The organism is Pseudoalteromonas sp. AOP31-A2-14, assembly GCF_052378035.1.
Classification (GTDB): Bacteria; Pseudomonadota; Gammaproteobacteria; order Enterobacterales; family Alteromonadaceae; genus Pseudoalteromonas.
Map to the genome: position 1 here is coordinate 47,945 of NZ_JBQSXI010000001.1, position 22,252 is coordinate 70,196.

The following is a 22,252-nucleotide window of genomic DNA, read 5'->3' on the forward strand; positions in this document are numbered from 1 at the left end:
AGTTTTAATATAATGGTTCACGCGCTACACCTAAAAAAGATCAAAAAAGGGTTGGCAAAGTATGCGGCGCTCTTTTTTGTAGCCAGCCTGTCTTTGTCGGTGTCTGCAGTTGAATATGCTGCAAACTTTAAAGGCACAGATATTAACGAGTTTGTTAATATCGTAGGTAAAAACCTGAATAAAACGGTGATTATTGACCCAAACGTACGTGGTAAAGTAAATGTACGCAGTTATGAGTTAATGGATGAGAAGCTTTATTATCAATTCTTTTTAAATGTATTAGAGGTCTACGGTTATTCAGCGGTCGAAATGGATAACGGCATTATAAAAATTGAAAAAAGCTCAGACGCTAAAAAGTCAAATGTTCCGCTAGTTACCGAAGGTGACCAAGTCGGTGGTGATGTAATGATCACTCGTGTGGTACGGGTTAAAAATGTAAGTGTGCAAGAGCTTGGCCCGTTAGTTCGTCAGTTCAGTGACCAAAAAGACGGTGGCCACGTAGCTAACTTTAACGCAGCGAATGTAATGATGCTGACTGGTCATGCCGCTTCAGTTAATCGTTTAGTGGAAATCATCCGTTCGGTTGACCAAGCGGGTGATAAACGTGTAGACATTGTTAAGCTTAAATTTGCCACCGCGGATGATGTTGTCTCAGTGGTTGATAATATTTATAAAAATAGTGGTAAAGGTAGCGTTCCAGAATTTTTGATCCCCAAAGTAGTCGCTGATGGCCGTACTAATAGTGTAATTGTTAGCGGTGAAGGCCAAGCCCGAACCCGTGCTATTGCACTTATTGAGCGCTTGGATGGTGAACTTGAGAATCAAGGTAATACCAAGGTTATTTACCTTAATTATGCCAAAGCTGAAGACATAGTAAAAGTATTGCAAGGTGTGAGTAAAACATTAGCTGAAGACGCGCAAAGTGGCACAACAAAAACACGTAGTAATAGTAGCAATAACGAAACTAGTATCGAAGCCCACCCTAATTCAAACTCACTTGTCATTACGGCACAGCCCGATACTATGCGCTCACTTGAGCAAGTTATTGAACGCTTAGATATTCGTCGTGCACAAGTATTGGTTGAAGCAATTATTGTTGAAGTTATGGAGGCTGATGGTATTAACTTTGGCTTACAATGGATTTCTGAACAAGGTGGTATGGTACAGTTTAATAATGGCACAACAGTGCCTGTTGGCTCTCTTGCCGTTGCTGCTGAACAAGCTCAGGACGATACAACGATCAGTAATGTAATCGGGAGTGAAACTGGCACAGTAACAGAATACGAAGAAACTGTTGAAGGTGATTTAGGTCCACTTGGAGAGTTACTAGGTGGTATAAACGGTCTTGCTATGGGGATTGTTAAAAACGATTGGGGCGCGATTATTCAAGCGGTATCAACCGATACAAACTCGAATATTCTTGCCACGCCTTCTGTTACCACTATGGATAACGAAGAAGCGTCGATTATTGTTGGTCAAGAAATCCCTATTATTACCGGTTCTCAAACGGGTTCTAACAATGATAACCCGTTCCAAACGGTTGAACGCCAAGAAGTGGGTGTAAAGCTTAAAGTGACCCCACAAATAAATGACGGATCGGCTGTACAATTAAAGATTGAACAAGAAGTATCAAGCGTGAGCGGCGCAACATCTGTTGATGTTTCAGTGAATAAACGTGCAATAAATACCACGGTTATGGCTGATGATGGCGGTATGGTGGTGCTAGGTGGTCTGATTGACGAAGACGTACAAGAAAGTGTATCTAAAGTACCATTGTTAGGTGACATTCCTATTCTAGGTCAATTATTCCGCTCAACCAGTAGCAGTAAGCGTAAACGTAACCTTATTGTATTTATTCGTCCAACCATTGTGCGCGATGGGATAAGCATGAATAAGCTCAGCCACAGCAAGTACAACTTTATTCGCGGCGAACAATATAAACAAAAAGAAGATGGTATAGATTTAATGCCATTGACTGAGATGTCTATTTTACCCGAGTGGGATGATGCGTTGGTGTTACCACCAACGTATGAAGATTATTTAAGAGAGCAAAACGCGGGTGAGCGTAACAATGACTAACGCCATCACTGAGCTCAACGAAGATCTGGCAGCTGAACATGCTGCAGAGCAAATAACTGTAGGTGCAGAGCTACTTACCAGCGATGACTTGGTTGAGCTACCGGCGACACGGTTGCCATTTTCATATGCCCGTCGGGCCGGTGTGTTATTAAGTAAAAATAAAGAAGAGCGCGTGGTGTTTTATCGCGGCGAACTTGATATTGATGTGCTTCTTGAAGTACGCCGCATTGCCGGGCATGGTTTTCGTTTAGAGCAATTAGCTGATGACAAATTTGAGTTGCTGCTTGAAGCGTCGTACCAGCGTGATAGTTCTGAAACCCAGCAAATGATGGAGGATATCGGTAACGAGGTTGATTTATTCTCCCTAGCTGATGAGCTACCGCAGACGGAAGATCTACTTGCGGGCGATGATGACGCACCCATTATAAAACTTATTAATGCCATGCTTAGTGAGGCGATTAAAGAAGGCGCTTCAGATATTCATATTGAGACCTTCGAGCAAGAGCTTGTAATTCGTTTTCGGGTTGATGGCGTGCTTAAAGAAGTATTAAAACCAAACCGTAAACTAGCCTCGTTGTTAGTGTCGCGTATAAAAGTTATGGCTAAGCTCGATATCGCAGAAAAGCGTATCCCGCAAGATGGTCGTATTAGTTTACGTATCGCTGGGCGTGCCGTTGATGTACGGGTATCAACTATGCCGTCGAGCTTTGGTGAGCGTGTTGTTCTGCGTTTACTTGATAAGAATAATGCGCGTCTAAACTTAGCCGATTTAGGTATGACCGAGCGCAACCGAAATTTATTTGCCGATTTAATTAGTAAACCGCATGGAATTATCTTGGTAACCGGGCCTACGGGCTCTGGTAAAAGTACCACTTTATATGCGGGAATGAGCCAAATTAACTCACGCGATCGTAATATTTTAACGGTTGAAGATCCTATTGAGTATGAAATTCCCGGTATTGGCCAAACCCAAGTAAACACTAAAGTTGATATGACCTTTGCCCGCGGCCTTCGAGCTATATTACGTCAAGATCCAGATGTGGTAATGGTTGGTGAAATACGTGACCTTGAAACCGCACAAATTGGTGTACAAGCTTCATTAACTGGGCACTTAGTCATGTCGACTTTGCATACCAATACCGCTGCAGGGGCTATTTCGCGTATGGAAGATATGGGGGTAGAGCCATTCTTGCTTTCGTCATCTTTGCTGGGTGTGTTATCACAGCGTTTAGTGCGTACTTTATGTGAAAGCTGTAAAGAAGCCCATGTTGCAGACGAGCAAGAATGCGATTTACTTGGCGTACCGTCTGATAATCCACCGACAATTTACCGCGCAGTAGGTTGTGAAGAATGTAACTTTAATGGTTACCGTGGTCGTACGGGAATTCATGAACTACTTGTGGTTGACGAAACTGTACGTGAGTTGGTTCACAGTGGTAAGGGTGAACAAAGTGTTGAAAAATATATTCGTAAACATACTCCTAGTATTCGCCAAGATGGTTGTAGTCGCGTGCTAGTAGGTAAAACAACTCTTGAAGAAGTGCTACGTGTTACCCGCGAGGAAAGCTAACTATGTCAGCGTTTGAATATCGCGCTTTAGATGGTCGCGGCAAAGAGACAAAAGGTATTTTAGAGGCGGATACCGCTAAACAAATACGTCAAAACTTACGTGAACAAGGACTTACCCCATTAGAGGTTGTCCCTGCTGCAGAAGGTGAAAAGCAAGTTAAAGGTGCTAAGCCCTCTTTGTTTGGTGGCTTTTTTAAGCCAAAAATATCGACTTCTGATTTAGCGCTTATTACTCGCCAACTAGCAACCTTGGTGCAATCAGCTTTACCGGTTGAAGCCGCAGTAATGGCAGTAGCTGAGCAGTGTGAAAAGCCGCGCTTAAAACGCATGTTAATGTCGGTGCGTTCTAAAGTAGTCGAAGGTTATACCTTAGCCGATGGTATGTCTGAATTTCCGCATGTGTTTGATAATTTATATCGCTCGATGGTAGCTGCCGGTGAAAAGTCAGGCCACCTAGATGCAGTATTGAATCGTCTTGCTGATTACACCGAGCAGCGTCAGCATATGCGTAGCCAAATTACTCAAGCTATGGTATATCCAATTATATTGGTTATTTTTGCGATTGGTATTGTCTCAGTACTGTTAGGTACTGTAGTGCCAAAAATATTAAAAACCTTTGAAAAATCTAAACAAGTATTACCTTGGACCACTGAATGGGTAATGGCGGCCAGTAACTTTGTACAAAATTATTGGTTTATATCATTAGTGCTGATCACGGTCATTTCTATTGGTATTAAACATGCTCTAAAACAACCTAAAATTCGTTTTTGGTATGATGCAAAAATACTGGTAATGCCAGGTATTGGTAAAGTGGCACGAAGCATCAACACGGCGCGTTTTGCTCGAACTTTAAGTATATTGTCATCAAGCTCGGTACCGCTATTAGAGGGCATGAAAATTTCTGGGCAAGTATTAATAAACGAAAAAATTAAACAAGCAGTGGCAGAGGCCGCCACACGTGTTAGTGAAGGTGCAAGCTTGCGAGCTTCTTTACAACAAACAAAACTGTTTCCGCCAATGATGCTACATATGATAGCAAGTGGTGAAAAATCCGGTGAGTTAGAACAAATGTTAGAGCGAGCCGCAAACAATCAAGATCGTGAATTTGAAAGCATGGTAAATGTCTCGCTTAAATTACTTGAGCCTGCCATGATAGCGTCGATGGCGGTTATTGTATTATTTATTGTTATGGCTATTTTACAGCCTATTATGGCAATGAATGAAGCCATAGGACTTTAATAGCCTAACTTTTAACTTATTTTCATACTCAAATTTAAGTATTTAGAATTAATTATTAAGAACTACAGAGGTATGCACGTGAACAAACAATCAGGTTTCTCATTACTCGAAGTTATGGTGGTACTGGTTATTATTGGCATGATTATGTCAATTGTGGCACCTAATATTATGGGTCAACAAGAAGAGGCAGCCATAGATAAAGCTGCATTAGATATTCAACAGCTTGAAGATGCAATGAGTCTCTATAAGCTTAAAAATAAAACTTACCCAACTACAGAACAAGGGCTTGAAGCGTTAGTAACACAAACGAGCATTGAGCCAATTCCAAGACGTTTCCCTGATGGTGGGTTTGTTTCAAAGTTACCATTAGATCCTTGGAACAATCCATACCAGTTAATTAGTCCGGGAGAAATTGGCAAAATTGATATTTTCTCAATGGGGCCAGATGGGGAAGCTGCAACAGATGACGACATCGGAAACTGGGATGAAGAAGCGCAGTAATGTTGTTAATTAAGCATCAGCACGTTAATCAATTTAAAGGCTTGCTATGTTAGTAAGCCTTGCTCGCTCACGTACTCAATTACCGCAAAGTAATAAAGTGCGTGGGTTCAGTTTAATTGAAATGTTATTTGTGCTGCTTATTATCGGATTTGCCACCAAAATGGTGGTATATAGTCTTGACGGCGGCGCCGAAGATGAACTTGATAAACAAGCATTAAGACTACATACCACTATTAATATGGCTTCAGAGTTTGCCATTCTTAATCAAGTTGAGCTGGGGTTTCATATTGATGAGGATGTATTTGAATTTTTAGTATTTGATGGTGAAAAGTGGGTCACATTTGATCGTGAAAAAATCTTTCAGCCTATAACCATTGATGAACGTTTAGAACTGACCCTCAATTTAGAAGATTTAGCATGGTCACAAGAGAACATGCTAGAGCAGTCAAACTGGCGAGAGCTCATGAGCGGTGGTGATGATGAAAGTTTACTGGAGCTACAAAAATTAAAAATTCCGCAGGTGCTTATTTTATCCTCAGGCGAAGTGAGTGCTTTTCAGCTGACTTATGAATTAAAAGAGCAAGCTGAGCCTATTTATTTTATTGAAGGAGAGTTTACCGCTCCTGTTAATTTACGTAGGGAGCCGGAGTAATGAAAAAAGTACGTGGTTTTACCTTGTTAGAGGTGATGGTAGCACTGAGTATTTGTGCCATGGCCGGTATTGCTGCAATGCAGGCAACGGGTGAGCATATAAACCATTTAGTTAGTCTTGAAGAGCAAACTTACGGTTCTTGGGTGGCTGAAAATATTATGGTTGAACAGCGTGCCAAAGGTAAAGAGTGGCAAGGAAAAAATGGGGCTAAAGGCAGTGAGGCAATGGCCGGTGTAGATTGGTATTGGCGTCAAGATGTAACCGAAACGACCGATAAAAGCTTTGTAAAAATCACCATTAACGTATTTTCAGATGAAAAGCTGGAATATCCAGTTTATGAACTTATTAGCTATTTAAATAAAGGTAATGGCTAAGTGAAACAGCGCGGTTTTACACTTCTTGAGGTTATGGTAGCGCTGGGAATTTTAGCCTTTGTGGTATTAGCGACTCACCAAATATTAGATTCGACCACCAAAGCTAAAGCCGCTTCTGATGAAAAAATAGCTGAGCTTAATGGCTTGCAAACGGCTTTTCGTTTAATGGATCAAGATTTTAGCCAAATGACTAAGCGCGAAGTGCGCAACGAATCAGGTGATGTACAAGATAGATATATACGCACAGGACGTTATATTTTAGATAGCCAATACGATGGTATTGCTTTTGTGCGAGATGGATGGGTGAATCCAATTAACTTACTGCCACGCTCAGAGTTACAAGCTGTGGGTTATCGCATTATGGATGACAATTTAGAGCGGGTATATCGGGTGTATGTTGATCAGCTAGATAACATGGAACCGCGAGTACAGGTAATACTAAAGGATATTGAAGATTTAAAGTTTGAGTTTTTAGACGAGCAGAATGAGTGGCAAGAGCAATGGGAAATCAAAGCTTTACCTAAAGCTGTATCGGTTACATTAAAGCAAGTTGATGCCGAACCTATTACACGGTTATTTTTAGTGCCAGGTGACGGCAAAGTCGCACCGCCAAGCAGTAACGAACAAGATAATAATAATGGTGCTGGCGAGGGCTTTAATAATGGCTAAAGCTCAACGCGGTGCGGCGCTTATTATCGTTTTATTTATTGTGGCTTTAGCTTCTATTTTAGCAGTCGAGATGAGTGCCAATTTAATGGTACAAGTGCAAAAAAGTACTAACTTACAAAGCCACCAACAGGCAAAGTGGTATGGTTACGCCGCAGAAGAGTTAGCGGTTAAAGCATTACTTGCTAGTAAAAAAGATAACCCAGATAAAACAGATTTAGAGCAAGTGTGGGCGCAGCAGGGAGATATTCCTTACCCCGTCGACAACGGCACCTTGCAAGGCAGTATTACCGACTTACAAGCATGCTTAAATTTAAACGCACTTAGGGCTGCTCCGTCACTTAACCTAGGTGGTGATGGGACTGACACTGGAAATACGAGTAATAAAACAAATCCAGCGCATAAAGCGTTATTCGCCTTGCTTGAAAATATTGAAGAGCTACCCATTGATGAATCAGAAGAGGCAATGGCTGATAGTGTATTTGACTGGTTAGATAAAAATAGTATTACCTATCGCTCAGGCGCAGAAGAAGACGAGTACTTATCTCGGGATTTTCCTTATTTAACGGCTAATAATTATTTTGCTTCAGTGTCAGAGCTGCGTTTAATTAAAGGTTTTAACCCCTTAGTGATGGAAAAAATATTACCTTACGTATGTGTGATCCCAGGCAGTGAGTTACTCGCTATCAACGTAAACACTATCGATCCAGAGCATGGACTATTACTGAGCGCACTGATTGATGGCTTGAGTGAATCAGGCGCGCAAAGTTTACTGGCATCACGGCCAGAAGCCGGTTATGACGATTTAAATGAGTTTTTTGAACAAGCGAATCAACAAGGTGCTAAAAATACTAAAGCCGTTGAAAAGCTGTTCACCATAAATAGCGAATATTTTAAACTACAAACGCAAGCTGAATTTGTTGAGTTGCGTTTTTCGATGACCACTTTACTACATGCCAAAGATGGCGAAGTAACAATACTGGCGCGAAAATTTGGAGGCGTACAGTGACAGAAATATTGTTGATCCGCACGGGCCGAACCCAACAAGAAAAATTAAATTGGTTAATATTTTGTACCGAGCAACAAGAAATTATCGCCAGTGGTGAGCTGCCTAATGTTAGCCACTTAGAAGAGTTAACCGAAAAAGCATTGAGCCGCGAGGTCGTGGTGTTATTACCCAGCGACCAAGTGCAACTTAAAACGGTTACTTTACCTACAAAGTGGAATAGAAAGCTTGAGCAAGCATTACCGTACATGCTTGAAGAAGATATTGCTTGTGATATTGATGACTTATTTATTGCCACTGGTGCGTCAACACTCATTGATGATAAGCATGCAATAAATGTAGCCATAACTGACAGAAAGTGGTTTGAAGGCTGGCTGGCCGCTTTTAATGAGCATGATATTGTCACGTATAAAATTTTACCCGATGCACTATTACTTCCAACCCCAAATGAGCAGGCGCTTAGTGTTATTGAACTTAATAACCAGTGGCTGTGTAAACAAGGTAATTGGCGCATTAGTATTGTCGAACCGTTGTGGTTAAATGACTTTCTAACCGCTCTTGGTAATCCTGATGTGGCGCATTACAGCCCTGCATCACAGTTTCCTGAGTCAGTTAATTTAACCGCGCAAACACAAGCCTACGATTTACCTTTAGCGTTATTTGCTAGGCAATTACCTGAGGTAAAGTTTAACTTACGCCAAGGCCAGTACCAGCTGAAAAAGAAAACGGCGCTATGGTGGGGCTATTGGAAGGGGGCAGCTATTGCTGCAAGTGTTGCATTGGTTGCATCGGTATTAGTTAAAACGCTTGAGTTACATCAACTAAGTAGTGAAGTCGGCGCAGCTAAAGAGCAGGTGGTTGAACGTTATAAAAATGCTTTTCCAAATAAAGTGGTACGCCCGCATTTAATTAAAAGCCAAATTAACGGTGAGCTCGATAAACTTGATGGCGGAAATCGCACTGGTTTTTTAGAGCTGACTAATGAGCTTGTAACCGTATTTAGTCAAGTAACAGAGTTTACTCCTGAAACCTTACGCTATGACCAGCGCCGTAATGAGTTGCGTATTCGTGCTCGTGGTAAAGACTTTCAAACCTTTGGTAAAGTTAAAGCCATATTAGAGCAACGTGGTTTAAGTGTGGATCAGGGGTCATTAAATAATGATGGTGACTTTGTGGTTGGCGAAATTAGATTGCGAGGTGCAGTATGAAAAAGCAAATAATTGCCTACTGGCGTTCGCTAAAAGATCAAGAGCAGCAACTTGTTATGGTTGCCGGGGTTATTTTTGTTATTTTTGTATTAGTTATGGGTATATTCAGGCCGCTTAATAATGCTATTGACGAGGCTAAAGAAGATCAAATCAAACAGCAAGAGTTGCTAACTTGGGTTGATGCCAGTATTGCTAAAATAAAATCCTCAAGTGGCGGCACTATCACAAATAGTCGTAATTTAAGTCAAATAGTTAATGCCACCCGAGGCCGTTATAATATTGCGATAAGCAAAATGCAACCCAATGATAACTCTCTCAGGTTAACTATTGATAGTGTGCCGTTTAACCAACTTATTGAATGGCTTGATGAGCTGGTAAATAAGCAAGGTGTACTTATTGAAAACTTAGATCTCAGTCGCGATGATAAATCAGGCTATGTTCGCGTTAGCCGCTTAGTATTAGAGAAGTAAGTAATGAAAAAAATCATCACACTCAGTGTTATTTTTGTTGTTTGTTTTATTGTATTTGCAGTAATCAAAATGCCCGCTGCCGTGGCTATTAATTTAGCCAGCCCTTATTTACCAAAAGGCATAGAGCTTGGTAAGGTAACTGGCAATGTGTGGCAAGGTCACCTAAGTCAATTACGTTTTCAAAGCGAAGAAGGAATTAATAGTATTAATTGGGATATTTCTGGATGGGCATTATTTTTAGGTAAATTTAAAGGGGATATTAAATTTGGAAATGCACGTCAACTAAGTGATATCTCGGGTCATGGTGACTTTAGCTATGGCTTATTTAATCAAGCCATTACGCTTAATGATGTTGCGTTAAGAATGACTGTTGAGCATGCTATGCCGCGTTTACAGTTGCCCGTGCCAGTTAACGCTAAAGGCCGAGTTATTATTGATTTAGACGAATACAGTTCAGGGCAACCTTACTGCGAAACGCTAAAAGGCGAAATCGCTAGCCCAAACATAGATGTACAGGGGTTATCTGGCTGGTTTAGTATCGGACCGCTGAGCGGTAATTTAAGTTGTAAATCAGGTGATGTGGCGGTGTTAGTTGACCCCGATAATCGCTTAGGCATTGAAGCCGATGCCACACTTAGAGCAAACTATGATTTTAAAGTAGCCGGTTATATTAAACCTGAGGCTTCATTGCCAAAAGAAGTTCATGATGCTGCTAAGTTTTTAGGTCGTGCGGATAATCAGGGTCGTTACCCACTTAATTTTTAAAACGAGTTAACCTAAATTTTGTTTAAGATATTGATTATCCGGAATTTAGGTTTTTTACTAAGGTTAGTTACTTTCTTATGCATATTCCCGAGTCTACCCCGCAACAAGAGGCGCAATTAAGCGCCTTTTTAACTGGCCAAGATAACGCCATGTCACTTGCCGAATGCCAAGGTTATTTGTTTGCCGTTATTTGTGCACCTGAACCTTTAGATGTTCACCAATGGTTAGAGGAAGTCATTCCTAGTATTGATGGCAAGCTACCCGAAGACATACTGTTTTCGTTTATGGCGTTATATCACAAAATTAGTGAGCAAGTGTTTGAGACCGGCTTTAAGCTCCCTTATAGCTTGGGTTCTGAACCACCTGAAAACTTAAATCACTGGTGCAAGGGGTTTGCTAAAGGTGCTACACCGTACGTTGAAAACCTAATGCGTTGCTTACAGTTAAATACAGAGCTAAAAGAAGCGCTTCAAAGTGCTTTTGCGAGTTTGAGCTTTTTTGCTTTAACAGTAGAGCAGCGAAGTCAAATAGCCTTACAAAATCAAATCTCACACACTAATTTAAGCCAACAACAGTATGAGCTAATGGGCGACTTTTCTCTTGGTTTTGCAGAGTTGATTGAAATTGTCGCTGTAGAAAGTGGTTTATATGAAGAAGATGAAGGGTGGGACTAAATAGCCGCCCCACTTCGTTAAACAAGTTTTAAGCAAGATCGAGCTGTATTTCAGTGCACCCTTTAGCACACTTGGCCACGCCTTGACTTTGTTGCTCTGTTTTTAAATCTAACTTTAGTACTTGCTGGCAATGCGGACACTTTACCGTTTTGCCTTTCGCTAATTGTTTTAAGATATTCTTTTGCTGATTAAATGACTCGGCACTTTTTTTCGTTAATGCTGAAAAATCCATTACTTCCCTCGCATTTTTGTTAGTGATTCAGTAACAATACTGCATACCGTATTTAATCGGTCATCATAAAAATACATGTTTAAGTCTTTACTGAGGCAATAGCGGTTATGGAATATTTGTAATTTTTCATCGCTACTCATAGTTTGTTCTAAGTACTCTAACTCAGATTCAGAAAGCGTTAGCGCTGATTTAATTTTGCTTTTTGCTCTATTTGCGGCAAGACTTCGGTTTATTTTGCTAGCTTTATTAAGTACATCGACTCCTTCACCAAGGAGCTTGTCTCTGGGCTCTTTGATTATTGGGTGATCGATTGTAAATAATGTCAGTACTACCAGTACTAATATAATAAATAGCTTCATAAAAGAGTTAACTTTGATCTTAGCGGGTATGTTATATCAACTAGTGTAATAAAATGCAGCTTTTAAAAGCAAGCACGGAATAAATTAATGTTAATCAACTTACACTTTTTTTAATTAGAGTTGGTATAATCAGTAGCAATGATTAGATTTTTCAGAAATCTCTGAACGTTTACTCGCTGTAGCGTCAGTTTTGCTCTATTTTTAGTTAACAGTTAAATAATAAAACGAAAAATCATTAAATTTTATTCTCCAAGCGGCGTTGAGGGACTTCGATGGATAAGCAGATAAAAGTAAAGAATATTCCTAGTGAGGTAAAGATCCAAAAACCGGATCTGAATTCACAAAATGACCAGTTTAATCCGCGTAACCGTATTTATGTGCGCGCAGTAAGTGGTCTGCATCAATTACTGAGGCAGCGTATTGGCTTTCTCGGTATGTTGGCGTTTATGTTACTACCGTGGATTAATTTTAACGGCCAGCAAGCCGTGCTATTTGATTTAATTGGCCAAAAATACAATATATTTGGTTTAACTTTATGGCCGCAAGACTTTACTATTCTAGCGTTTATTTTAATGCTTTCTGCGTTTGCCTTGTTTTTAGTTACCACCTTTTATGGCCGAGTATGGTGCGGTTACACCTGTCCACAGACGGTGTGGACCTTTATTTTTATTTGGTTTGAAGAAAAGTTTGAAGGCACAGCTAATCAGCGTAAAAAGCTCGACCAACGGCCGATGAACTTTGATAAATTTTGGCGAAAAACGGCTAAGCATAGCAGCTGGTGGTTATTCTCATTGTATACCGGATTTAGCTTTGTGGGCTACTTTACGCCCATTCGTGAATTACTCCCTGATCTATTTTTACTTCAAGCTGGCGCATATTCGTATGGCTGTATTTTGTTTTTTGCGGTGTGTACTTACGGTAATGCGGGATGGATGCGTGAAATCATGTGTTTGCATATTTGCCCTTATTCTCGATTCCAATCAGCAATGTTTGATAAAGATACTTTCACCGTAAGCTACGATGAAAAGCGTGGCGAGAGCCGCGGCCCTCGTAGCCGAAAACAAGATCGCAATGAGCTAGAGTTAGGCGATTGCATTGACTGTAACCTGTGCGTACAGGTTTGCCCAACAGGGATTGATATTCGTAATGGCTTGCAAGCTGAATGTATTAACTGTGGTGCTTGTATAGATGCATGTGATGGTGTGATGGATAAAATGAATTACCCTCGCGGGTTAATCTCCTATACCACTGAGCGTAATTTAGAGACGCCAGAGAATAAAACCAACCCATTACGGCCAAAAATTATAGGTTACATAGTTATTTTATTGGTTTTAAGTATGGCCTTAATAGGAAATATCGTGATGCGCCAGCCTATGAGTTTGGATATTATTCGCGATAGAAATCAATTATATCGCGTTGATTTTAATGGCTTGGTTGAAAACACTTATACTCTTAAAGTGATTAACAAAGCCCAAAATGAGCAAGCATTTACCGTGAAGGTAGAAGGGCTTGAAAACTTTAACTACATTGGTAAACAACGCTTTACCGTGGGTGCAGGAGAGTCGTATAACGTGCCACTTTCTCTTGTCATGGATCCGTATGATTTGAAAAGGCCAATGACGGAGTTTAATTTTTTGTTATCACCAGTTGATGACCCCAGTTCAACAGTTTCGCAGTCGAGTAACTTTTTTAAAGCGCGGTAGTTAGATACACTACAGTTAAGAAAATAAAAAGCGGAAATTTTTCCGCTTTTTTATATTGATGAGAGTTATGAGTAAATTTAGTTTTGTTGACCTAACGCCAGATTTGATCTTAGACGCAATTGAAAGCGTAGGTATTTATGCTGAGTCAGGCTTATTAGCACTGAACAGTTACGAAAATCGGGTTTATCAATTTAAAGCCGATGACGATAAACGTTATGTGGTTAAATTTTATCGCCCAGAGCGCTGGAGCCAAGCCCAAATAGAAGAAGAGCATGCTTTTGCTTTTGAACTCGCTGATGATGAGGTGCCTGTAGTGGCACCGTTGAATATTGACGGCAAAAGCCTATTTGAGCACCAAGGTTATTTGTTTACTTTGTTTCCTAGTGTTGGTGGTCGTATTTTTGAAATGGATAACTTAGATCAGCTAGAAATGTTAGGGCGCTTAATTGGTCGTATGCATCAAGCCGCTAAAGCGAAAGATTTTAGCCATCGTCCGGTCATTAGTTGTGAAGAGTTTTTAGATACAGCGAAAGTTCAGCTAAAAGCCAGTAATTTAGTATCACCAGGTTTAGCAACTGCATTTTATACTATTTTAGATATGGTAATAGCTAAAACAAAAGCGCAATATTACCAAGCGAACAGTATGCGTTTACACGGTGACTGCCATGCTGGCAATATATTGTGGGCTGGTAGTAAGTTAATGTTTGTTGATTTAGACGATAGCCGTCAAGGGCCTGCTATTCAAGATTTATGGATGATGCTCAGTGGCGATCGCGCGAATCAACTGTTACAGTTAGACACCTTAGTAGGCGCTTATGAAGAGTTTTGTGATTTTGATCACTCACAGCTTAAATTAATAGAGCCACTTAGAGCAATGCGTATGATCCATTATATGGGATGGTTAGCAAAGCGTTGGGATGATCCTGCATTTGTGCGGAGCTTTTCATGGTTTGCTGATGACAAATACTGGGAGCAACAGATTTTAGCGCTGAAAGAGCAATTATCGGCCTTACAAGAGCCGCCGCTAAAGTTATTGCCATAACATTTTTATACAATAAAGAATCAAGAGAGTTTCATGCTTAAAAAATTAAAACTAAGTTTACTGCTTCTATGTTTACCCTTTGCAGCGATGTCTGCTGATTTTAATGCCGGCGAACAATACGATGTACTTGATATAGAAAAAAGTAAAAACGCGCAGGTTACCGAATTCTTCTCGTTTTATTGCCCACATTGCTTTAAGTTTGAACCGGTTGCTAAAGCAATAGCAAAAAACTTACCTGAAGGTGCTGAGTTTATTAAAAATCACGTTAACTTTTTAGGCGGGTTATCGCCACAAGTGCAAAGTAACCTAAGTTATGCTTATCTAATCGCAAAACAACACGGTAAGGAAGAGCAAGTAACCGACCATATCTTCAAAAGCATTCATGTACAGGGCGAGCCATTACAAAATATTAAAGATGTAAAAGCATTACTTGCAACTAATGGTATTAGTAATGCTGACTTTGATGCTGCAATTGCTAGTATGCCAGTTATCAGCGCAGAAAAAGCCATGCAAGATAAACAAGATAAGTTTTCTGAAATGGGCGCTTTAACGGGCGTACCTACGTTTATCGTTAACGATAAATACAAAATTAATATCAATACCATCAAAAACCAAGAGCAGCTTGATGAGTTAGTCGCCTTTTTATTACAACAATAAGCTATTAAAGCAATAATTTTTGGAGTTAATCGATAATGATCAAATTAGTTAGAGCTGGGTTGCTAGCATTATTATTACCCCTTGCGGGTAATGTAGCAGCTGCCACTTACGAAGAAGGTGTGCACTACGATGTTATTTCTGAGCGTGCTAGCAAAACACCTGAGATAAAAGAGTTTTTCTCTTTTTATTGCCCAGCGTGTAATAACTATGAAGCACTGCTTGCTGATGTGAAGCCAAAGCTCGATAAAAATATTGACTTTAAAAAGAGCCATGTTGATTTCGTCGGTGTACGTAATGAAGAGAATCAGCAAATGATTTCTCAAGCGCTAGCAACTGCGAAAGTATTACCTGAAAAAGATGCCATTATTGCCGCGATGTTTAATCATGTTCATGGTAAGCGCGCTAAATTTAATGAACTAGCAGATGTAAAAGACGTATTTGTAGCACAAGGTGTTGATGGCGATAAGTTTGATAAGCTTTACAAAAGTTTTTCAGTGCGCACTATGAGCTCCAAAATGAAACGCGACCAAGAGTACTTCCAAGATAAAGGTGCACTGCGCGGTGTACCGACTTTTATTGTAAACGGTAAGTACAAGCTCAATCTAGGCCGTGAGTCTGGTGTTACTGAACCAGAAGACATTAGTAAGTTAATAAACTATTTAGCTGCTAAGTAAATTCAGAATCATATTTTTTTAAAAAGCTCCGTACGCGGAGCTTTTTTGTTGGTGTCAATATATGGAAAAAATACTGATTTCAAGTTGCTTACTAGGTGCACTAGTTCGCTATGATGCAACAGGGCAAAAGCTTAGCCATCTGCAAATAACAACATGGCAGCAGCAAGGCCGCATAGTGTCGTTTTGTCCTGAGGTTGCTGGTGGTTTGCCAACCCCTAGAGAGCCCGCAGAAATCATCAATGATAAAGTTATTACGAATATTGGTGATAATGTGACTATTGAATTTAAGTTAGGTGCTGAAAAGGCATTACGGCTTTGCCGGCAGCATGATATTCGGTTCGCTCTATTAAAAGAGTCGAGCCCATCTTGCGGGAGAAATACTATTTACGATGGCACCCATTCTGGAATTAAAATCGCAGGGCTCGGCTTAACGGCCGCATTACTAGAAGAGAACGGCGTCAAGGTATTTAGTGAAGCGCAAATGCCAGTGCTATTAAAAGCGCTGGCTTGAAAACCGTAAGGCAGTTACTTTTTTTGTAAAAACACGCCTGATTCAATGTGGTGGGTGTATGGGAACTGGTCAAAAATTGCAAAACGTTTTACTTCGTGGGTTTGACATAAGTGATCAAGGTCACGCTCTAAAGTCTCAGGGTTACACGAAATATAAATAATGTTTTCATAGTTAGCCACTAAATCACATGTTAATGTATCCATACCAGCGCGCGGTGGATCAACCAAAATGGTTTGGCAATCGTAACTTTTTAAATCAATACCTTCTAAGCGTGAAAATGTACGCTCGCCATTCATTGCTTGCGTGAACTCTTCGCTCGACATACGTACAATATCTAAATTAGTGACATTATTTTTAGCGATATTATACTGCGCTGAATGAACTGATGATTTAGAAATTTCAGTCGCTAACACTTTATTAAATGAACCTGCCAGCGCGATAGAGAAATTACCGTTACCACAGTAAAGCTCAAGCAAGTCATTGTTTAGGGGCTTGCATAAGTCTTGTGCCCACTCAAGCATATCTATATTTACCTGAGCATTTGGCTGCGTAAAGCTATTTTCGACTTGCTGAAAAATAAGTTCCTGGCCATTCACCGTCAAACGCTCTGTGACAAAGTCATTACCTAATACTTCTTTTTGTTTTCGGGCGCGACCAATAAAGTCTATTTTATATTTAGCACTGAGTTTAGATTTTAAGGCTTGTATTTCAGCTTTCCACTGTTCATCTAATGGCTTGTGATAAAGTAAGCTCACTAAAATTTCGCCGCTAAGAGTTGATAAGTAATCTATTTGAAATAACTTACGGCGCAATACTTCATTGCCTTTTAAGTTGCCGATCATCTCTGCCATTACCTCACCAATTATCGGTGCTGCTGGATCAAAGGTGTCGACTCTAATTTTTTCTTTAGTGGCTTGATCAAACATAATGTGGAATAAGTCGTCGCCGTCATGCCACACTCTAAATTCGGCACGTTGACGGTAGTGAATAGGCGCGGAGCCAAATACTTCTAACTGTGCAACACCAAAGCGTTTAAATTGTGCAGTGATGCGTTGTTGTTTTTCATTTAACTGTGCATCGTATTGTGTTGTATCAATCTTTATAACTGCCATTCACTTTACCTTATTCATTGTGCTAAATATCCGCGCTATTGTAGGGGGCAGGGATTATTTGTCTAGTTTTGATGAAATTTAAGTTGTGCTTTTTTTGAACATGATCCTACAGAAAGGCTGAGCATGGTCGATAGTATAGTATGCAAAGGTAGGAGTCGGATTATGAAAATTGGTAACTTTGGCTTTATGCCGAACAACAACCTTATTAAAAATAGCAATAAAGGCTCGCTACAACAGTCGACCATACAATCTCCACAATACAGCTATCAGCAACGTGGTAAAGAGTTTGCTGAAAAAGTATTTGATGACAAAGTCGCACAAGCGCTGGGTTTACCGGTGGCATAGGATAAAAAAGACAAGGCGCTGTTTAATTTTGAGGAGATCGTAAAAAACGTACTCGACTTTGTTGGTAGCGCGGTGCGTAAAGCTAAAGCCTATGGTGCCTATGAAGAGTTAAACGGTACAGGAGTATTAAATACTGACATAGAGCAAGGCATCGAAAAATCCAAAGCCCGTTGCAGTTAATGTGTCGGCAGCAGCGCAATATTTAAGTTTAAGTAATAATTCTGAGTATAAGTTTACTACCGCAGAAGGTGATGAAGTGAGTATCAGCTTTGCTGACGCTTATACGCAAAAGTCGGCTGGTAGTTACCAGCAAAATAGTGATAACGAAAGTTTTTCCCGCGAATCGGTGCTATCAACTGAGCTGGCGTTCAGCATATCAGTGAATGGCGAGCTAAACTTTATTTTCCTATCTTTGCGTGGCAAACTGCGAGTGATAAATTAAGCTGGAGCAAACAATTTGTCATCTCATATCATGGTGTTCGATTCAGGAATTGGTGGTACAACCGTTTTTGAGCATATTCAACAACATTTACCTAACGCCAATTATAGCTATTTTATGGATAACGCGTTGCTTCCTTACGGTGAACAAAGCAAGCAAACTATAATTAAACGGTTATGTGCTCTGGTTGAATTTATCGATCAACGCAATCTAGCGGTTGATACACTGGTTATTGCCTGTAATACCGCATCAACATCGGCACTTGATGTGCTCCGCCAGTTTACTACCATTCCCATTGTTGGTGTTGTGCCGGCTATAAAGCCCGCAGCAGAGCTGTCAACGACTCATCATATAGCTTTATTAGCAACCCCGGCCACGATTGTTAGTGATTACACCAAAAAGCTAATTACTACTCATAGCGCGTCAACAACTGTGCATTTATATAGTAGTGTTAGGTTGGTGGCATTAGCTGAGCAGGGTTTTTATAAGCATAATATCGATCAAGTAGCGTTAAGCAATGAATTGCAAGCATTAGCCATCGATCCAAGAGTAGATATATTAGTATTAGGCTGTACGCACTTTCCCATACTCGCAACGGCAATAAGCTCATTTTATCAGGGACGAATTGGCACTATTGATTCAGGGAGCGCAATTGCAAAAAGGGTGATGAGTATTCAAAAAGAACAGGTAGAAAGCGCAATTGCGGGCAATAAAAAGCCGCTGCAATGTTATGCAACGGCTTCGACTTTCAATAATCAACTACTAGGTAGTGACATTAATCAGGTTGATCTGACTCTGTACGAAAAGAGTTAGTACTACCTTCTTGTTTTTGTTTTGCTTCACGTACTTTCAAGGTGCGCTGCTGGAATTCGCTATCGTTTAGCTTAGCAATAGCACTGTCAGCATCAGCTTCAGCCATTTCAACAAAGCCAAAGCCACGGCGTTTGCCTGTATTCTTATCCTTTAATAAACGAACATTGAATACTTTGCCTTGTTCTTCAAATAATGTACGTACTACACCTTCATTTGCACGATAAGGAAGATTGCCTACATAAAGAGTTTTTGTTTTTACTTCGGCTTCTTCAACACCGCTTGATGACATTGCCGCAATTATCAACCCCCCAATTAATAAACCAACTGCAAATAACAATGCAGAGTCTAATTGTAAGCTTGAAAGTGCGAACTTAACTATAACAAAACCAAGAACAGCAATAATAATTGAAAAGATAAAAGACTTTTGATCGGGTAATTTCATTTTGAGCTACCAATAAACAGGAAAGAAACATTAATTTAACATAGTGAACTTGTTATCTTAACGCGTTAAATGAACATAGCAATGACATTTGTGTGAAAATCTTTAAATTGTATGAATAACTGCTCAAAATATATTCACAAGAGCTGGTTTTGCATGGCTTTTGAATGGTTTTTAAGCGAACAGTTAAAACTTTAAAAAAAACGCTTGATCTGTTTTTGGATCTCCCTATAATGCGACCCCACTGAGACGGCAGAGCGCAACGCATAGCGAGGCCGAAGCTAATCAGAGAGTTAAATAAAACTTAATTTAAAGTAGTGAAAAATATATTTTAAGCTAAGTGTTGACTCGAAATAATAAGGATGTATTATACGCACCCTTAGCGACAACGTCGCAATGTTCTTTAACAATATAAAGCAATCATCTGTGTGGGCACTCGTACAGATTGAGTTCTAACAGCCGATTCTAGTTCGCTAGATGAGGCAAAAAATTTAGAGTCTCAATTGAAACTGAGTGACCAACGGAATAAATTTATTTATTCAGCACAGTCAATTCAATATCGAAAGATATTAAATAAATTCAGAATTCATTGAGCATGTCCGCTCCCTTTATGGGAAGGACAGAAAAAACTTTTAATTGAAGAGTTTGATCATGGCTCAGATTGAACGCTGGCGGCAGGCCTAACACATGCAAGTCGAGCGGTAACAGAGAGTAGCTTGCTACTTTGCTGACGAGCGGCGGACGGGTGAGTAATGCTTGGGAACATGCCTTGAGGTGGGGGACAACAGTTGGAAACGACTGCTAATACCGCATAACGTCTACGGACCAAAGAGGGCTTCGGCTCTCGCCTTTAGATTGGCCCAAGTGGGATTAGCTAGTTGGTGGGGTAATGGCTCACCAAGGCAACGATCCCTAGCTGGTTTGAGAGGATGATCAGCCACACTGGGACTGAGACACGGCCCAGACTCCTACGGGAGGCAGCAGTGGGGAATATTGCACAATGGGCGCAAGCCTGATGCAGCCATGCCGCGTGTGTGAAGAAGGCCTTCGGGTTGTAAAGCACTTTCAGTCAGGAGGAAAGGGTTGTAGTTAATACCTGCAATCTGTGACGTTACTGACAGAAGAAGCACCGGCTAACTCCGTGCCAGCAGCCGCGGTAATACGGAGGGTGCGAGCGTTAATCGGAATTACTGGGCGTAAAGCGTACGCAGGCGGTTTGTTAAGCGAGATGTGAAAGCCCCGGGCTCAACCTGGGAACTGCATTTCGAACTGGCAAACTAGAGTGTGATAGAGGGTGGTAGAATTTCAGGTGTAGCGGTGAAATGCGTAGATATCTGAAGGAATACCGATGGCGAAGGCAGCCACCTGGGTCAACACTGACGCTCATGTACGAAAGCGTGGGGAGCAAACAGGATTAGATACCCTGGTAGTCCACGCCGTAAACGATGTCTACTAGAAGCTCGGAACTTCGGTTTTGTTTTTCAAAGCTAACGCATTAAGTAGACCGCCTGGGGAGTACGGCCGCAAGGTTAAAACTCAAATGAATTGACGGGGGCCCGCACAAGCGGTGGAGCATGTGGTTTAATTCGATGCAACGCGAAGAACCTTACCTACACTTGACATACAGAGAACTTACTAGAGATAGTTTGGTGCCTTCGGGAGCTCTGATACAGGTGCTGCATGGCTGTCGTCAGCTCGTGTTGTGAGATGTTGGGTTAAGTCCCGCAACGAGCGCAACCCCTATCCTTAGTTGCTAGCAGGTAATGCTGAGAACTCTAAGGAGACTGCCGGTGATAAACCGGAGGAAGGTGGGGACGACGTCAAGTCATCATGGCCCTTACGTGTAGGGCTACACACGTGCTACAATGGCGCATACAGAGTGCTGCGAACCTGCGAAGGTAAGCGAATCACTTAAAGTGCGTCGTAGTCCGGATTGGAGTCTGCAACTCGACTCCATGAAGTCGGAATCGCTAGTAATCGCGTATCAGAATGACGCGGTGAATACGTTCCCGGGCCTTGTACACACCGCCCGTCACACCATGGGAGTGGGTTGCTCCAGAAGTAGATAGTCTAACCTTAGGGAGGACGTTTACCACGGAGTGATTCATGACTGGGGTGAAGTCGTAACAAGGTAGCCCTAGGGGAACCTGGGGCTGGATCACCTCCTTATACGATTTAGAACTTATTTGTTCGTAGTGTCCACACAGATGATTGTTATTGTAAAGAGAACAACACTTATTGTTTGGGTCTGTAGCTCAGTTGGTTAGAGCGCACCCCTGATAAGGGTGAGGTCGGTGGTTCAAATCCACCCAGACCCACCACTTCTTATTAATTCTTCGTTGTATATACCTAGTCTTAAAAAGAAGTCGGAATAACAAATAATAAGTACCAGCATATGTGGGGCTATAGCTCAGCTGGGAGAGCGCCTGCCTTGCACGCAGGAGGTCAGCAGTTCGATCCTGCTTAGCTCCACCACTTACTTCTTAAAAATAAATATTCTTTATCGGGTCCTTAAAAAGCCTGAGAATAGAGTGTGTTTAATTTTGAGAAGTTTTTTTATCTCTTGCTCTTTAAAAATTTGGAAAAGCTGATAATAAAATTCTGATAAATACGTTGTATTTATCAAGAGTTTTCAAAAGTAAAAAAGAATGATAGCAGTATCATTCAGTGCCATTTAGTTAACTCTTGTGAGTTGATTGATTGGTATCTACTTTAGTATTCAA

At 40.8% G+C, this 22,252-nt stretch carries 22 protein-coding genes, 2 tRNA genes, 1 rRNA gene and 1 pseudogene; 22 read left to right on the plus strand and 4 right to left on the minus strand.

Annotation, left to right across the window (positions count from 1 at the left end; translation table 11 throughout):
• Nucleotides 1-12 precede the first annotated feature (12 nt).
• The 12 genes from gspD to ACT3S9_RS00275 all read left to right on the plus strand — a co-directional run bounded on the left by gspD (nucleotide 13) and on the right by ACT3S9_RS00275 (nucleotide 11,203).
• Nucleotides 13-2,079, plus strand: coding sequence for a type II secretion system secretin GspD (gspD, locus tag ACT3S9_RS00220; RefSeq protein ID WP_444750585.1), 2,067 nt, complete (start codon nucleotides 13-15; stop codon nucleotides 2,077-2,079).
• Nucleotides 2,072-3,649 carry a type II secretion system ATPase GspE gene (gspE, locus tag ACT3S9_RS00225; protein WP_444750586.1) on the plus strand — a complete coding sequence of 526 codons (1,578 nt, stop codon included), beginning with the start codon at nucleotides 2,072-2,074 and terminating at the stop codon, nucleotides 3,647-3,649. The genes gspD and gspE overlap by 8 nt, the downstream gene beginning before the upstream one ends.
• Before the next feature lie 2 nt (nucleotides 3,650-3,651).
• Nucleotides 3,652-4,887 (plus strand): type II secretion system inner membrane protein GspF, encoded by a 1,236-nt coding sequence (gene gspF, locus ACT3S9_RS00230; protein WP_444750587.1) that lies wholly within the window; start codon nucleotides 3,652-3,654, stop codon nucleotides 4,885-4,887.
• Nucleotides 4,888-4,965: 78 nt separating this feature from the next.
• Nucleotides 4,966-5,388, plus strand: a complete 423-nt coding sequence (gene gspG / locus ACT3S9_RS00235; RefSeq protein ID WP_444750588.1) for a type II secretion system major pseudopilin GspG — start codon at nucleotides 4,966-4,968, stop codon at nucleotides 5,386-5,388.
• Between the two features lie 46 nt (nucleotides 5,389-5,434).
• The gene (gspH, locus tag ACT3S9_RS00240) at nucleotides 5,435-6,040 is read left to right on the plus strand and encodes a type II secretion system minor pseudopilin GspH (protein WP_444750589.1); all 606 of its coding nucleotides are present in this window, start codon (nucleotides 5,435-5,437) and stop codon (nucleotides 6,038-6,040) included.
• On the plus strand, nucleotides 6,040-6,414 hold the full coding sequence (gspI, locus tag ACT3S9_RS00245; RefSeq protein ID WP_444750590.1) for a type II secretion system minor pseudopilin GspI: 375 nt from the start codon (nucleotides 6,040-6,042) through the stop codon (nucleotides 6,412-6,414). The genes gspH and gspI overlap by 1 nt, the downstream gene beginning before the upstream one ends.
• Nucleotides 6,415-7,083, plus strand: a complete 669-nt coding sequence (gene gspJ / locus ACT3S9_RS00250; RefSeq protein WP_444750591.1) for a type II secretion system minor pseudopilin GspJ — start codon at nucleotides 6,415-6,417, stop codon at nucleotides 7,081-7,083.
• Nucleotides 7,076-8,089, plus strand: a complete 1,014-nt coding sequence (gene gspK, locus ACT3S9_RS00255; RefSeq protein ID WP_444750592.1) for a type II secretion system minor pseudopilin GspK — start codon at nucleotides 7,076-7,078, stop codon at nucleotides 8,087-8,089. Before gspJ ends, gspK begins: the two co-directional genes overlap by 8 nt.
• Nucleotides 8,086-9,294 (plus strand): type II secretion system protein GspL, encoded by a 1,209-nt coding sequence (gene gspL, locus ACT3S9_RS00260; RefSeq protein WP_444750593.1) that lies wholly within the window; start codon nucleotides 8,086-8,088, stop codon nucleotides 9,292-9,294. Before gspK ends, gspL begins: the two co-directional genes overlap by 4 nt.
• On the plus strand, nucleotides 9,291-9,764 hold the full coding sequence (gene gspM, locus ACT3S9_RS00265; RefSeq protein ID WP_444750594.1) for a type II secretion system protein GspM: 474 nt from the start codon (nucleotides 9,291-9,293) through the stop codon (nucleotides 9,762-9,764). Before gspL ends, gspM begins: the two co-directional genes overlap by 4 nt.
• A 3-nt stretch (nucleotides 9,765-9,767) precedes the next feature.
• Nucleotides 9,768-10,529, plus strand: coding sequence for a type II secretion system protein N (locus ACT3S9_RS00270; protein WP_444750595.1), 762 nt, complete (start codon nucleotides 9,768-9,770; stop codon nucleotides 10,527-10,529).
• Between the two features lie 77 nt (nucleotides 10,530-10,606).
• Entirely contained in the window at nucleotides 10,607-11,203 is a 597-nt protein-coding gene (locus ACT3S9_RS00275; protein ID WP_444750596.1) for a UPF0149 family protein, read from the plus strand.
• Nucleotides 11,204-11,231: 28 nt separating this feature from the next.
• Here ACT3S9_RS00275 and ACT3S9_RS00280 read toward each other — a convergent pair whose 3' ends face one another.
• Both ACT3S9_RS00280 and ACT3S9_RS00285 read right to left on the minus strand, forming a co-directional pair.
• Entirely contained in the window at nucleotides 11,232-11,435 is a 204-nt protein-coding gene (locus tag ACT3S9_RS00280; RefSeq protein WP_441835094.1) for a hypothetical protein, read from the minus strand.
• Nucleotides 11,435-11,794: a hypothetical protein gene (locus ACT3S9_RS00285; RefSeq protein WP_444750597.1), complete on the minus strand. Its 360-nt coding sequence runs from the start codon at nucleotides 11,792-11,794 to the stop codon at nucleotides 11,435-11,437. Before ACT3S9_RS00285 ends, ACT3S9_RS00280 begins: the two co-directional genes overlap by 1 nt.
• Nucleotides 11,795-12,066: 272 nt before the next feature.
• Here ACT3S9_RS00285 and ccoG point away from each other — a divergent pair, with 272 nt between their 5' ends.
• The 5 genes from ccoG (at nucleotide 12,067) to ACT3S9_RS00310 (ending at nucleotide 16,381) form a co-directional block, all read left to right on the plus strand.
• Nucleotides 12,067-13,497, plus strand: coding sequence for a cytochrome c oxidase accessory protein CcoG (gene ccoG / locus ACT3S9_RS00290; RefSeq protein WP_444750598.1), 1,431 nt, complete (start codon nucleotides 12,067-12,069; stop codon nucleotides 13,495-13,497).
• Nucleotides 13,498-13,564: 67 nt separating this feature from the next.
• Complete coding sequence (locus tag ACT3S9_RS00295; RefSeq protein ID WP_444750599.1) at nucleotides 13,565-14,539, plus strand: serine/threonine protein kinase; 975 nt, start codon at nucleotides 13,565-13,567, stop codon at nucleotides 14,537-14,539.
• Between the two features lie 33 nt (nucleotides 14,540-14,572).
• Entirely contained in the window at nucleotides 14,573-15,196 is a 624-nt protein-coding gene (locus ACT3S9_RS00300) for a thiol:disulfide interchange protein DsbA/DsbL (protein WP_441992838.1), read from the plus strand.
• Nucleotides 15,197-15,231: 35 nt separating this feature from the next.
• Nucleotides 15,232-15,870 (plus strand): thiol:disulfide interchange protein DsbA/DsbL, encoded by a 639-nt coding sequence (locus ACT3S9_RS00305; RefSeq protein WP_444750600.1) that lies wholly within the window; start codon nucleotides 15,232-15,234, stop codon nucleotides 15,868-15,870.
• Between the two features lie 61 nt (nucleotides 15,871-15,931).
• Nucleotides 15,932-16,381, plus strand: coding sequence for a DUF523 domain-containing protein (locus ACT3S9_RS00310; protein WP_444750601.1), 450 nt, complete (start codon nucleotides 15,932-15,934; stop codon nucleotides 16,379-16,381).
• Between the two features lie 14 nt (nucleotides 16,382-16,395).
• Here the strand turns inward: ACT3S9_RS00310 and trmA are convergent, their stop codons facing one another.
• Complete coding sequence (gene trmA / locus ACT3S9_RS00315) at nucleotides 16,396-17,493, minus strand: tRNA (uridine(54)-C5)-methyltransferase TrmA (protein WP_444750602.1); 1,098 nt, start codon at nucleotides 17,491-17,493, stop codon at nucleotides 16,396-16,398.
• A gap of 162 nt (nucleotides 17,494-17,655) precedes the next feature.
• On the opposite strand from trmA, the pseudogene ACT3S9_RS00320 reads away from it, so the two are divergent.
• Nucleotides 17,656-18,175 (plus strand): annotated as a pseudogene (locus tag ACT3S9_RS00320) (DUF5610 domain-containing protein); the annotation flags it as partial.
• A 120-nt stretch (nucleotides 18,176-18,295) separates the two neighbouring features.
• Nucleotides 18,296-19,090 carry a glutamate racemase gene (murI, locus tag ACT3S9_RS00325; RefSeq protein ID WP_444750603.1) on the plus strand — a complete coding sequence of 265 codons (795 nt, stop codon included), beginning with the start codon at nucleotides 18,296-18,298 and terminating at the stop codon, nucleotides 19,088-19,090.
• Here murI and ACT3S9_RS00330 read toward each other — a convergent pair.
• Complete coding sequence (locus tag ACT3S9_RS00330) at nucleotides 19,053-19,532, minus strand: RNA recognition motif domain-containing protein (protein ID WP_444750604.1); 480 nt, start codon at nucleotides 19,530-19,532, stop codon at nucleotides 19,053-19,055. The two genes, murI and ACT3S9_RS00330, sit on opposite strands and share 38 nt — an antisense overlap.
• Nucleotides 19,533-20,162: 630 nt before the next feature.
• On the opposite strand from ACT3S9_RS00330, the gene ACT3S9_RS00335 reads away from it, so the two are divergent.
• The 3 genes from ACT3S9_RS00335 to ACT3S9_RS00345 all read left to right on the plus strand — a co-directional run bounded on the left by ACT3S9_RS00335 (nucleotide 20,163) and on the right by ACT3S9_RS00345 (nucleotide 22,004).
• Nucleotides 20,163-21,698: ribosomal RNA gene (locus ACT3S9_RS00335) — 16S ribosomal RNA — on the plus strand.
• 75 nt (nucleotides 21,699-21,773) lie between these two features.
• Nucleotides 21,774-21,850 (plus strand) — tRNA-Ile (locus ACT3S9_RS00340).
• Nucleotides 21,851-21,928: 78 nt separating this feature from the next.
• A tRNA-Ala gene (locus tag ACT3S9_RS00345) sits at nucleotides 21,929-22,004 on the plus strand.
• Nucleotides 22,005-22,252 lie beyond the last annotated feature (248 nt).